Consider the following 12,508-nt stretch of genomic DNA (forward strand, 5'->3'; position numbering starts at 1 on the left):
TTGTGCCGTCCTTGGGTCCGTCCCCGGAAAACACAGGAGGTTCGTCGTGAGTCCTCGCGTCTCGGTCGGCCGTCAAGCCGGCGACACCAAACTGCGCATTCTCGATGCGGCAGAAGACCTGTTCATCGAATTCGGCTACGAAGCCATGTCTCTGCGCCAGATCACCTCGCGTGCCGAGGTCAATCTGGCGGCCGTCAACTATCACTTCGGCAGCAAGGAAACCCTGCTCCAGGCGATGCTCTCGCGTCGGCTGGACCGACTAAACGACGAACGCCTCGCCCTGCTCACCCGCGCCGAGGCCACATGGCCGGCCGCAAAGCTGACGTGCGAACACGTGCTGGGCGCCATGTTCATACCGGCCCTCGCTATTTCCCATCATCGCGACATCGGCGGCCCCGCATTCCTGCGGTTGCTCGGACGCGTCTACGCCGACCCCTCGCCCTTCATCCGCGACTATCTGCAACAGCATTACGCGCCGGTCTTCGAGCGCTTCTTCGAAGCCTTCGCGCGCGCGTTGCCGGAGTTACCGCGTCAGGAACTCGGCTGGCGTCTGCACTTCGCGTTGCAGGCACTCTCCGGCGTGCTCGCCAGCAGCGACACCTCCCGCCTGATCGATACGTTCGCGCAGGGACAGCCAATGGGCGACCTGCAAGTCGTGGCGCGCCTGACCGCACTCATGGTCGCCGCACTCAAAGCCCCGATGCCCGGCGACGAGCAACTGGCGAGCTTCGCTGCCGTTTTCGCGCTGGCGAAAGACGCCGACGTCACCCCGCCGCGCGAAGCCGGACAGGCGTCCGGACACACGGGATCACAGACGCACGACGACGGCCCGGAATCGAGCGCCAGCGACCGCTCGCTCGCGAACGCCTGACGTAGCACGTATTCGGCAACTGCTCGGCCGCACAAGGGGCCGCGCAGGCCGTTGCACCTTGCGCTTGCGGTATCAATCGACTAACCCATAACGCGCTCTGGACGGCCGTCGGCTTTCCATCGCGTGATGGTTTTAGGTTTCGACGCTTTACTCGAATTCCCGGCGCACCATTACATCGCCGAACGATCCAACAACAACGCCGTCACCGAATCCTACTGCGCACAACGCCAGCGAAGATCGACAGACGGCACGAGGACGACAGCCCCGGCGCTGCGTGCGCCTCTCGGGGCGCACGGCCAGCGCGAAGGCAGGCCATCTGGCGCCGGCCGGGGAGCTGAACCCGAAGGGAGGAGAAAAATGATGGTCTTATGGATTCTCGCGTTTGTCGTGGGCGTCACCGCCCTGCTTTTCTATCGTGCGCACGCCTGGCAATGGCTGATCGCCACCGTCCTGTGGGTGGGCGCAGGCATCTCGCTCGGACTGACGGGAACGGTCGCGACAGCGATTCTCGCCGTCGTACTCATCCTCCCCGCTTTGATTCTCAGCATCGGCCCGCTGCGCCGCGCGTGGGTCACTGCGCCGATGCTCGCCAAGTTCCGGTCGATCATGCCGGAAATGTCGGATACCGAAAAAGATGCCATTGAAGCCGGTACCGTCTGGTGGGATGCCGACCTGTTCTCCGGCCGCCCCGACTGGGACAAATTCAGCGCCATGCCCGCCCCCGCCCTGTCGGCCGACGAGCAGGCGTTCATGGACAATCAGGTCGAGCATCTTTGCGATCTGTCGAACGACTGGGAAAGCACGCAAGTCTGGCAGGATCTGCCGCCCAAAGCCTGGCAATACGCAAAGGATGCTGGGTTTCTCGGCATGATCATTCCGAAGCGTTACGGCGGTCTCGAATTCTCGGCCTACGCGCACTCGCAAGTGGTGATGAAGCTGGCGTCCCGCTGTTCCGCTGCGGCTGTTTCGGTGATGGTGCCGAACTCGCTCGGCCCGGCCGAACTGCTGTTGCACTACGGCACCGAGGACCAGAAGAACTACTACCTCCCCCGTCTCGCGAAGGGCGAAGAAATCCCCTGCTTCGCGCTGACAAGCCCCTATGCGGGCTCGGACGCCGCCGCCATTCCCGACATCGGCATCGTCTGCCGCGGCGTGTATGAGGGCCGCGAAACTCTCGGCTTTCGCGTCACCTGGAACAAGCGCTACATCACGCTCGGCCCCATCGCTACGGTGCTCGGCCTCGCGTTCCGCGCCCTCGACCCCGACCACCTGCTGGGCGACGACGAGGAGCCCGGCATCACCTGCGCACTGATTCCGACGAAGCACCCGGGCGTCGTGATCGGTCGTCGTCACTGGCCGCTGAATGCCGTCTTCCAGAACGGCCCGAACTCGGGCAAGGACGTCTTCATCCCGCTCGACTGGGTGATCGGCGGACAGGCACAAGTCGGCAAGGGTTGGCGGATGCTGATGGAATGTCTGGCCGCAGGCCGCGCGATTTCGTTGCCGTCGTCGAACGTCGGTTACTCGAAGATCGCCGTGCGCGCGACCGGCGCGTATGCGTCCGTGCGTCGCCAGTTCCGCACACCGATCGGTAAATTCGAAGGGGTACAGGAAGCGCTCGCGCGCATGGCCGGTAACCTCTACGCGATGGACGCTGCGCGTCGCATGGCGGCATTGGCCGTCGACCTCGGCGAAAAGCCCTCGGTGATCTCGGCCATCGCGAAGTATCACGTGACCGAGCGCGCTCGCAAGGTGGTGAACGATGGCATGGACGTCGTCGCTGGCAAGGGCATCTGCATGGGCCCGAACAACTTCCTTGCCCGCGCCTACCAGCAGATTCCCGTGTCGATCACAGTAGAAGGCGCAAACATCATGACGCGCTGCCTGATGATCTTCGGTCAGGGCGCGATCCGCTGCCATCCGTACGTGCTCAAGGAGCTGGCCGCCGCGCAGACGTCAGACCATACCGCCGCCCTGCGCGCCTTCGACGACGCCCTATTCGGCCACCTGACGTTCGTCACGAGCAACATCGTGCGCGGCGCGCTGCAAGGCATCACGCATGCGCGCTTCTCCGCCGTGCCGTCAAAGGCCGCGCCCGAACTGCATGTCTACTACCGCGCCGCGAACCGCATGTCGACGTTGCTCGCCATCGCGGCCGACATTTCGATGGCGGTGCTCGGTGGCTCGCTCAAGCGTCGCGAGAGCATCACGGGACGCCTCGGCGACATCCTCTCCCAACTCTTCCTGCTGACAGCAACGCTCAAACGTTTTGAGGACGAAGGCCGTCCCGAAGCCGACCTGCCGCTGGTGCATTGGGCCGCGCAGGATGCCCTCTGGCAGGCGCGCGAAGCCTTCGAGGGCGTGCTGGCGAACTATCCGTCGCGAGGCGTCGCATGGTGGATGCGCTGGAAGCTGATGCCGCTCGGCCTGCCGTACGCCAAACCGTCGGATGCGCTGGCCGCACGCGTGGCCGAGGTGATGCAGACACCGGGCGACGCCCGCGAGCGCCTCATCGCTGGCAGTTACTCGCCGAGCCCTGACGTAGACGATCTGGCTTACGGCGAAATCGTCTTTCAGCTGACGCCGCAAGTCACCGTGATCGAACAACGTCTGCGCACCGCGATCAAGGAGGGGCGTCTGGCGGCCATGCCGCAGAGCCTGCCCGAGTTCACTGCCTGGGTGGACCACGCAGCGACGCTGCAACTGGTGAGCGACGACGAGCGCCGCCTGCTGACGCAGTACGCTGATTACGCGGCGAAGGCCGTAGCGGTCGACGACTTTCCGGCCGACTTCGGGCGCGCCAGCGACATGCAACACGCCCGGCAGCAGACCTCGGCGGACGAAGCACTCACGTCGTGAGTCCGTCCGCCACCGCTGCCAACCTCTGCCGATTTTTGTCAGCACCCTCTGAGGATTTCCGCGCCGTGACGACGTCCGACCGATACCTTGCCTTTGCCAATTCTGCCCTGGGCAGCCGCCTGGCCAACGCGCTGGGCCTGCCGCGCCCTGTGCCGCTCGAGCGCATGCCGGACGATGGTGACGACGTCGCCGAAGCGCGTCTCGTTGCGCCACCGCTGGCTGTCGTCGGCGGCGCAGGCGACGCGCCATTGCTACCCGGTCTCGCTCGCGAACTGCATTGGCTCGGCATCCCGAGCCTTGCTCACGCGCAGCGGCTCGACTGGATTGCGTACGCCAACAAGGCGGGCACGATGAGCGGACGATTCAACGCGAACGAAGGCGTGCGTCCTAAAGCGTTGCTGTTCGACGCAAGTGGCATTGCCGACACCGCCGAACTGGAATCGCTTTTCGCGTTCTTCCACGACACGCTGGCAACGCTCGATCGATGCGCTCGCGTGCTGGTGCTGGGCCTGCCGCCGTCGATGACCACCACGCCGCAGGCGAGCATCGCGCAGCGCGCGCTGGAGGGCTTCGTGCGCTCGCTGGCCAAGGAGCTCAAGCGCGGCGCAACGGCGCAATTGCTCTACGTCGACCCCGCTGCCCGCGAGTCGCTGCACTCCACGTTGCGGTTCTTCCTCTCGCCTCGCGCCGCGTATGTGAGCGGTCAGGCGATCACACTTCAAACCCCTGTCTTCGAAACACCGCCCATGCGCGACACCCGTCCGCTCGCCGGACAGGTCGCCTTGGTAACAGGTGCTGCGCGCGGCATCGGCGAGTCCATCGCGACCGTTCTGGCACGAGACGGTGCGCATGTCGTGTGCGTCGACATCCCTTCAGCACAAGACGCGCTGACCACCGTCGCCACGCGCCTCGACGGCAGCGCCCTCACGTGCGATATCGCGTCGCCCGAGGCCGCAGCCACACTGATGGCGCATCTCGCGACGCACGCCCCGAACGGTCTGGACATCCTCGTACACAACGCTGGCATCACGCGCGACAAAACGATTGTTCGCATGAGCGATGCGCAGTGGCAAAGCGTGCTCGACATCAATGTCGGCGCACCGCAGCGCCTCAATGCCGCGTTGCTCGACGCCGGTGTGCTGCGCGCGAACAGCAGGATCGTCGGCGTCGCCTCCATCAGTGGCATCGCAGGCAATCGCGGGCAGACCAATTACGCCGCATCGAAAGCAGCCGTCATCGGCATGGTCGAAGCATGGTCGCCATTGCTCGCCGGGCGTCATATCAGCATCAATGCCGTCGCCCCCGGCTTCATCGAGACGCAGATGACCGCAGCGGTCCCGTTCGCCATTCGCGAAGCCGGACGCCGCATGAACTCCCTCGGACAAGGCGGTCAACCTGTCGACGTGGCCGAAGCCATCGCGTGGCTCGCGCACCCCGCCTCGGGCGCGCTGACCGGACAGGTCGTGCGCGTGTGCGGCCAGAGCCTACTCGGAGCATGACGATGCCGAACGACCGACCGCGTGATCCATCCGACGGTCCGAACATCGCCGTCGCGACACAGGTGAGGCAAGTCACGTATCTGCCGTCGCCATTGCATCTGTACTTGCGCGCACTGATGACCTCGCGCAAACCGGCCCGCGCGCAACCGATGCCGCCGCTGGCCTTCGAACGACGCAACGTGCCTCTCGATGGCGACGACATCGCCCGCTATGCCCGGGTCTGCGGCTTCGCGCAGCCGACGGGCGTGCCGCCCACGTGGCCGCATCTGCTCGCCTTCCCGCTCCATATGCTGCTGATGACCGACCGCGCGTTCCCGTTCGCCATGCTCGGCATGGTGCATCTGGCGAACAGGATCCGCCAGTTCGCGACGCTGAACGTGGCCGATCGGCTAACGTTGGATGTGCGGTGTGGTCCGCTGTCCGCCCACGACAAAGGACAGGTGTTCACGGTGGTCACGACGGCGCGTCGCGACGACATCGTTGTGTGGATCGGCGAGAGTCTGTACCTGCGCACCGGCGTGCGCGACGCACTCGGTACACCCTATCAGGCACAGTTGAGCGCCGATCCGTCACTGACGAAAGCGGCGACATGGCCAGTCCCGGCAGACCTTGGACGTCAATACGCGCGCATCTCGGGCGACTACAACCCGATCCATCTTTGGCCGCTCACCGCGAAGTTGTTCGGCTTTGCGCGTCCCATCATTCACGGGATGTGGAGCTTCGCGCGAACGCTCGCGGCCGTGCTGCCAGACGACGTGAGTGCCTCCGGTCCGGCCGATCTGCTGGTGGAATTCAAGACGCCGGTGCTGCTGCCGGGCGACGTCACCTTCTGGCGCGGAGCGCCCGTACAACCGTCGATGCAGCATTTCGAACTGCGCGACGCCGCAGGCACCGTCCCGCATCTGCGCGGACGCTGGCAGACCATTGGCGGCGCGTCTTCGGCGCAGCCCTCGTCGTATTCCTCATCCTCACAGACCCACCTCCCGGACCAGCCATGAGCGCCCTCAAACCCACTGCGCCTGCCCCAGCCTTGCGCCGCGTCGCGATTCTCGGCGGCAATCGCATTCCCTTCGCGCGCTCGAACACCGCGTACGCCACGGCGTCGAATCAGGACATGCTCACGGCCGCATTCCAGGGCCTCATCGACCGCTTCGAGCTGCACGGCCAGACGCTCGGCGAAGTCGCGGCGGGCGCTGTGCTCAAGCACGCCCGCGACTTCAACCTGACGCGCGAATCGGTGCTGTCGACAACGCTCGCCCCACAAACGCCCGCCTACGACGTCCAGCAGGCCTGTGGCACGGGTCTCGAGACAGCGATCCTCACCGGCAACAAGATCGCACTCGGTCAAATCGACGTGGCGATTGCCGGTGGCGTCGACACGGCATCGGACGCGCCAATCGGCGTCAACGAGAAGCTGCGCAAGATCCTTCTCGAGGCGAACCGTCAGCGCAGCACCGGGGGCAAGCTTGGCGCGCTGGCAAAGGTGCGCCCCGGCATGTTGTTCAACCCGGCGCTGCCCCGCAACGGCGAGCCGCGCACCGGCCTCTCGATGGGCGAACATTGCGAGTTGATGGCAAAGCGCTGGGAAATCGAGCGCGCCGCGCAGGACACACTCACGCTCGCCAGTCACGAACATCTGGCGCAAGCGTACGAGCGCGGTTTCTTCCTCGATCTGATGACACCGTTTCGCGGTCTGCAACGCGATAACAACCTGCGCCCCGAGCTCACGCTGGAGAAGCTCGCCAGCCTCAAGCCGGTGTTCGACCGTAGCGCTACAGGCACGCTCACGGCAGGCAACTCCACGCCGTTGACCGACGGTGCGTCGTGCGTGCTGCTCGCGAGCGAAGACTGGGCGAAGGCACACAACCATCCGGTGCTCGCCTATCTGACGTACTCGCAAACGGCGGCCGTCGACTTCTTCAATCCGGACGAATCGCAGCGGGAGGGCTTGCTGATGGCCCCGGCCTACGCGGTGCCGCGCATGCTCGCGCAGGCGGGGCTCACGTTGCAGGACTTCGATTTCTACGAAATTCACGAGGCCTTCGCCGCGCAGGTGCTTTGCACGCTGAAGGCATGGGAAGACCCCGCGTACTGCCGCGACAAGCTGGGACTGGCCGCGCCGCTGGGCAGTATCGACCGTCAGCGACTGAACGTGAACGGCAGCTCGCTCGCGTGCGGCCATCCGTTCGCCGCCACCGGCGGGCGCATTCTCGCCACCCTCGCCAAGCTGTTGTCCCAGCGCGGCGGCGGCCGGGGCCTCATCTCGATCTGCGCGGCCGGCGGTCAGGGTGTCGTTGCGATGCTGGAACGATAGACACAACAACGAGCAAAGCTACACAGGGGAAGTTGCAAACGCCGCCGGGCGAACGACAGCGAGCCGACGACAGATCGGCCGCATCGCATGGCAGCGCATAAAAAATGCAGAAAACTTCAACGGAGACAACGATGGATCAAGCCGTTCAGCAGGAACGCGTGTGGCTCAGTGCCTACCCTCCCGGGGTACCTGCCGACATCGACGTCAATCGCTATGCATCGCTCGTGCAGGCGTTCGACGAATGGATCGAGAAGTACCGCGACCGCATCGCTTTCGTGAGTCTTGGCAGTGAGATCACGTATGCGGAAGTGTCGCGTCAGGCCCATGCCTTCGCCGCGTGGCTACAAGCGCAAGGCGTGAAGAAAGGCGAGCGCGTCGCGCTCATGATGCCTAACTGCTTTCAGTATCCGATCTGCCTGTTCGGCACCCTCATTGCCGGTGCAGTGGTCGTCAACGTCAACCCGCTGTATACCGCACGCGAACTGAACCACCAGTTGCAAGACAGCGGCGCGCAGACCATCGTCGTCTTCGAGAACTTCGCCAAAACGCTGGAGGAAGCGCTACCCGGCACCGAAGTGCGCAATGTGCTCGTGACGCAGATCGGCGATCTGCTCCAGCCGGGAGCGAACATCAAGGGACATGCTGTCAACTTCCTCATGCGGCACATCGCCAGGCAAGTGCCGCCGTATCGCTTGGCGCAGGCTGTTGCGCTTCGTCAGGCGCTCGCGAGCGGCGCAAGGCTGAAGGCCACGCCGGTGCCGCTCGTTCGCGAAGACCTCGCCTTTCTCCAGTACACCGGCGGGACAACCGGTGTCGCCAAGGGCGCCATGCTCTCGCACGGCAACGTGCTGGCCAATCTGCTGCAAACGGAGGCGTGGGCAGCCGATCAGCTCGACGGCGACATCGAAGTCAATCTGTCGTTGCTGCCGATGTATCACATTCTCTCGCTGACATTGAACTGTCTGGTGTTCATGAGTCTGGGCGGACGCAATATTCTGATTGCGAATCCGCGCGATGTGAAAAAGGTCGTCTACATCATTCGCAACGAAACGTTCACGGGGGTGACCGGCGTCAACACGCTGTTCAACGGTCTGCTCGAGAACGCCGACTTCCGTGCACGCGACTTCTCCAAACTGAAACTGTCGCTCGCTGGCGGCATGGCAACGCAACGCGCGATTGCCGAGCGGTGGAAGCAGGTCACGGGCAAGCCGATCATCGAAGGCTACGGTCTCACAGAATGCTCTCCCATCGTCACGATGAACCCCGTGGACATCGCACACATGGACGCGGTCAATTTCTCCGGCTCCATCGGCCTGCCCGCACCGTCGACCGATGTGCGTTTCAAGCGCGACGACGGCACGTGGGCCCCCATCGGCGAGCCGGGCGAGTTGTGCGTGCGCGGCCCGCAGGTCATGCGCGGCTACTGGAATCGTCCCGAAGAGACAGCCAAGACGTTCGACGCCGATGGCTGGCTGATGACCGGCGACATCGGCGTCATGGACGAGCGCGGTTATGTGAGGCTTATCGACCGCAAGAAGGACATGATTCTCGTGTCCGGCTTCAACGTCTATCCGAACGAGGTCGAGGACGTGGTGATGCTCCACCCCGGCGTGCGCGAAGCGGCAGTCGTCGGCGTGCCCGATCCGGTGGCTGGCGAGCGCGTGAAGCTCGTGGTCATCGCCAAGGACCCGACGCTCACCATCGAAGCGATGTCCGCGCACTGCCGCAAGCATCTGACCGCGTATAAGGTGCCGCGCATCATCGAATTCCGTCAGGGTGAACTGCCCAAGTCGACGGTCGGCAAGATCCTGCGGCGCGAGCTGCGCGATCCGGTCTCAGGGAGGTAGCGAGAGACTCACAGCACCACATGGAGATAAAGGGAGATAACAATATGAGAATGACATTGACGCTGGCCATACTGCCCGCTGCACTGACTCTCGGTGCGCTCGCGGGCGTGCTGGCCCCTTCCGGCGCGCTCGCTCAGGCGAGCGCCCCCGCCGCATCCACTGCCACATTCACCACCGCGCCGGACGCCGACACGGCGAAGCTCGCCGCCCTGCCCGTCGCAGCACAAGCGCAATGGCTCGCGCGCACGATCAAGAGTGGCGAACTTGCGAAGATGCCCGACGAGCAGATCGTCGCCACCATGCAGGCCATCCAGCCGGAAGCGCTCGTACGTTTTTTGAAGGCCGAGGCTTCGGCATTGCCGGAGTATCAGTACGAGCTCACGCGTCACGAACGCATCAACAATCAGTGGCAGACCACGCCCGACCGCATGCTCGTGAAGATTCGCGAGAATCCGTTGCAGATCTACGCGAAATGGCAGCCTGACGGCGCGCATGCCGGGCAGGAAATCATCTATGACGAAACGAAGCGCCCCAAGGAGATGTACGGACACCTGGGCGGCATTCTCGGCTTCACGTCGATCTGGAGCAGCATCGACGGCTCGCTCGCCCGCTCACAGTCGAACCACACGGTGCGCGATCTCGGTTTCGCCTTCATCGCCGATCAGATTGCACACGACGGCAAGAGCTTTCGCGCTGCCGGACTTTCCGAGAAGCCAACAAAAATATCGGTATCCGAATCGTATGGCGTTCGCGTGCTGGCACTGGAATGGGAGGCCCCGTCCGGGCCGCCACAGCACTACGCCAACAAGTCGCGCGTGTTGCTCGATCTGAAGACGGGCAGACCGCGAGGTATCGAAGCATGGGACGCCGCCGGGCAGAAGGTCGAGGAAATGCGCTTCGAGAAGGTGCGCAAGGAACAGTGGACGGACGCCACGTTCGACCCGAAAAACCCCGACTACAAGTTCTGACGGAACCCCCGTTAAACAAACGCCGCAATCACGACGAAAGCCCGCCACCCTGCATCGAGGGTGGCGGGCTTTTCGCTTATTCGCACGTCAAACACCGGCGTCTTTCACTGAAGCTGCCGGACCACCTCGACCGTTCAGGTCTGCGGCAGTTCGATCTTCACTTCGAGCACTTCCAGGTTGTCCTGATGCTCGACGCTGACCTTGATGTCGTCTTGCGCGATTTTCACGTACTTGGAGATGACGGCGACCAGCTCGCGTTGCAGAGCCGGCAGGTAATCGGCCGGCGGCGACGAGCCCGTGCGTTCGTGCGCCAGAATGATCTGCAGGCGCTCTTTGGCAACGGCGGCGGTCTTTTTCTTCTCCCCCAGGAGGAAAGACAGGAAGGACATGGGCGCTCCTTACTTCGAGCCGAAAATGCGCTGCAACAGGCCCGGCTTTTGATAGTCGGTAAAGCGCATGGGCTTGTCTTCGCCCTTGAATCGGCTTACCACGTCGCGATACGCATCGGCTACGTCCGTGCCATCCAGATGGATGGCGGGCGTGCCCTGGTTCGAGGCATGGAGCACCGACTCCGATTCCGGAATCACGCCGATGAGCTTGATTCGCAGAATTTCCTGAATGTCTTCCAGCGACAGCATCTGTCCGTCGTTGACACGCTTCGGGTTGTAACGGGTGATGAGCAGATGCTCCTTGATCGGCTCGCTGCCATCGATGGCACGCTTCGTCTTCGACGACAGAATGCCCAGAATGCGGTCCGAGTCACGGACCGACGACACTTCCGGGTTCGTCACCACAAGCGCTTCGTCGGCGAAGTGCATCGCGAGCAACGCGCCCGATTCGATACCAGCCGGCGAATCGCACACGATGTATTCGAAACCCATGTCGGTCAGGTCCTTGATGACCTTCTCGACGCCCGCTTGCGTGAGTGCATCTTTGTCACGCGTTTGCGAGGCGGGGAGGATAAACAGGTTCTCGCAGGACTTGTCCTTGATGAGCGCCTGATTGAGGTTGGCTTCGCCCTGAATCACATTGATCAGGTCATACACCACGCGGCGCTCGCAACCCATGATGAGGTCGAGATTGCGCAGACCGACGTCGAAATCGATGACTGCCGTTTTGTGCCCCTGCAAGGCGAGGCCGGCGGAAAAGCTGGCGCTGGTCGTCGTCTTGCCGACACCACCCTTGCCAGAGGTCACCACAATCACTTTTGCCATCTGTCGATGCCTTCCCAAACTTGAGGATGAAATTAGCTACGAATTACTTGAGCCCGAGGGGCTCGAAAATCAGTTTGTCGTCTACCAGCCGCACCTGCACCGAACGCCCCTGAACATCGGGCGGCAGCGCATATTCGCCAGTCCGGTAAATACCGGCGATGGAAATCAGCTCCGGCTCAAGACAGGTACAGAAGATGCGCGCATCGAGCTTGCCCTTCACCCCTGCCAGTGCCCGCCCCCGCAGCGGCGCGTAAATGTGAATATTACCTTCCGCGATCACCTCGGCCCCATAACTGACCAGATCGAGGATGATAAGGTCGCCCTTCGCATAGACCTGCTGGCCCGAACGCAACGGCTTGTCGATGATGGTCGAGGGGATGGAAGATGCCTCAGGCACCGCCGGCGCCGACACCACAGACGCCGCCTCGGCGCTTGTCTGCGGCGCTGCCTCGTCATCGCGTGCCGCGCGCGGCGCACGGCGCTCGTGGCGCTCATGACTGTCGAGAAGCGGCAGACCGTCGGCCACCGCCCAACCCGCTTGTTCGGTGTTGGCGACGACCCCGATCGGCTTCATCCGGAATTCCGCCAGCATTGCGGCCAACGCAGGCACGGCGACGCGTTCGTCGCCGGTCAGACGCCGTACGTCGATGGCGACGGTGTCACCAGCAAAAAACTCCGGGGTCGCTTCGAAACGTTGCGCCAGTTCGGTGCGCAAGGTGTCCAGTTGAGGCGTCTTGACTACGAAATGCAGGGTGTCTACGGCACCACTGCGTAACTCGAAGTACGGCGTTTTCTTTTGCGGCATGTCAGGTTGTTGTGCGCGATTGCTGGCAAATTGGGCCATTCTACCGTCCCTTGACCTCCAGCAAACCGCTAATAAGCAGGGCAACCCCCGGGCACCCCCGCAAATTGCCCCAAAAACACCATTGCCGCAAC

The 12,508-nt window shown here is 63.6% G+C and carries 10 protein-coding genes; 7 read left to right on the forward strand and 3 right to left on the reverse strand.

The window, feature by feature from the left end:
• Positions 1 to 46: 46 nt before the first annotated feature.
• The 7 genes from PAN31117_RS04240 (at position 47) to PAN31117_RS04270 (ending at position 10,358) form a co-directional block, all read left to right on the forward strand.
• The gene (locus tag PAN31117_RS04240; RefSeq protein ID WP_246188909.1) at positions 47 to 871 is read left to right on the forward strand and encodes a TetR/AcrR family transcriptional regulator; all 825 of its coding nucleotides are present in this window, start codon (positions 47 to 49) and stop codon (positions 869 to 871) included.
• Between the two features lie 360 nt (positions 872 to 1,231).
• Positions 1,232 to 3,730 carry an acyl-CoA dehydrogenase gene (locus PAN31117_RS04245; protein WP_370855729.1) on the forward strand — a complete coding sequence of 833 codons (2,499 nt, stop codon included), beginning with the start codon at positions 1,232 to 1,234 and terminating at the stop codon, positions 3,728 to 3,730.
• Positions 3,731 to 3,795: 65 nt separating this feature from the next.
• A complete protein-coding gene (locus PAN31117_RS04250; RefSeq protein ID WP_150737117.1) occupies positions 3,796 to 5,229 on the forward strand; it encodes a 3-oxoacyl-ACP reductase in 1,434 nt (477 codons plus the stop codon).
• Between the two features lie 2 nt (positions 5,230 to 5,231).
• Positions 5,232 to 6,227, forward strand: a complete 996-nt coding sequence (locus PAN31117_RS04255; RefSeq protein WP_150737118.1) for a MaoC family dehydratase — start codon at positions 5,232 to 5,234, stop codon at positions 6,225 to 6,227.
• Positions 6,224 to 7,543 carry an acetyl-CoA C-acetyltransferase gene (locus PAN31117_RS04260; RefSeq protein ID WP_150737119.1) on the forward strand — a complete coding sequence of 440 codons (1,320 nt, stop codon included), beginning with the start codon at positions 6,224 to 6,226 and terminating at the stop codon, positions 7,541 to 7,543. Before PAN31117_RS04255 ends, PAN31117_RS04260 begins: the two co-directional genes overlap by 4 nt.
• Before the next feature lie 104 nt (positions 7,544 to 7,647).
• Positions 7,648 to 9,390 carry an AMP-binding protein gene (locus tag PAN31117_RS04265; RefSeq protein ID WP_370855723.1) on the forward strand — a complete coding sequence of 581 codons (1,743 nt, stop codon included), beginning with the start codon at positions 7,648 to 7,650 and terminating at the stop codon, positions 9,388 to 9,390.
• Between the two features lie 44 nt (positions 9,391 to 9,434).
• Positions 9,435 to 10,358 (forward strand): DUF1571 domain-containing protein, encoded by a 924-nt coding sequence (locus PAN31117_RS04270; RefSeq protein WP_246188910.1) that lies wholly within the window; start codon positions 9,435 to 9,437, stop codon positions 10,356 to 10,358.
• Positions 10,359 to 10,492: 134 nt separating this feature from the next.
• Here the strand turns inward: PAN31117_RS04270 and minE are convergent, their stop codons facing one another.
• Genes minE through minC form a run of 3 tightly spaced genes read right to left on the reverse strand, consistent with a single transcriptional unit; the run spans position 10,493 to position 12,377 of the window.
• Positions 10,493 to 10,747 (reverse strand): cell division topological specificity factor MinE, encoded by a 255-nt coding sequence (minE, locus tag PAN31117_RS04275; RefSeq protein ID WP_039397958.1) that lies wholly within the window; start codon positions 10,745 to 10,747, stop codon positions 10,493 to 10,495.
• A gap of 9 nt (positions 10,748 to 10,756) precedes the next feature.
• The gene (gene minD, locus PAN31117_RS04280; RefSeq protein ID WP_039397956.1) at positions 10,757 to 11,572 is read right to left on the reverse strand and encodes a septum site-determining protein MinD; all 816 of its coding nucleotides are present in this window, start codon (positions 11,570 to 11,572) and stop codon (positions 10,757 to 10,759) included.
• A gap of 43 nt (positions 11,573 to 11,615) precedes the next feature.
• Positions 11,616 to 12,377: a septum site-determining protein MinC gene (minC, locus tag PAN31117_RS04285; RefSeq protein ID WP_150737121.1), complete on the reverse strand. Its 762-nt coding sequence runs from the start codon at positions 12,375 to 12,377 to the stop codon at positions 11,616 to 11,618.
• Positions 12,378 to 12,508: the final 131 nt, after the last annotated feature.

It is taken from the genome of Pandoraea anapnoica (assembly GCF_902459765.1).
GTDB classification, from domain to species: domain Bacteria; phylum Pseudomonadota; class Gammaproteobacteria; order Burkholderiales; family Burkholderiaceae; genus Pandoraea; species Pandoraea anapnoica.

Bases quoted from the DNA above. Each gene is read 5' to 3' on its own strand.
- minD (WP_039397956.1), bottom strand. From the start codon at position 11,572: ATGGCAAAAGTGATTGTGGTGACCTCTGGCAAGGGTGGTGTCGGCAAG.
- PAN31117_RS04245 (WP_370855729.1), top strand. From the start codon at position 1,232: ATGGTCTTATGGATTCTCGCGTTTGTCGTGGGCGTCACCGCCCTGCTT.
- PAN31117_RS04265 (WP_370855723.1), top strand. From the start codon at position 7,648: ATGCAGAAAACTTCAACGGAGACAACGATGGATCAAGCCGTTCAGCAG.
- PAN31117_RS04260 (WP_150737119.1), top strand. From the start codon at position 6,224: ATGAGCGCCCTCAAACCCACTGCGCCTGCCCCAGCCTTGCGCCGCGTC.
- minE (WP_039397958.1), bottom strand. From the start codon at position 10,747: ATGTCCTTCCTGTCTTTCCTCCTGGGGGAGAAGAAAAAGACCGCCGCC.
- PAN31117_RS04270 (WP_246188910.1), top strand. From the start codon at position 9,435: ATGAGAATGACATTGACGCTGGCCATACTGCCCGCTGCACTGACTCTC.
- PAN31117_RS04255 (WP_150737118.1), top strand. From the start codon at position 5,232: ATGCCGAACGACCGACCGCGTGATCCATCCGACGGTCCGAACATCGCC.
- minC (WP_150737121.1), bottom strand. From the start codon at position 12,377: ATGCCGCAAAAGAAAACGCCGTACTTCGAGTTACGCAGTGGTGCCGTA.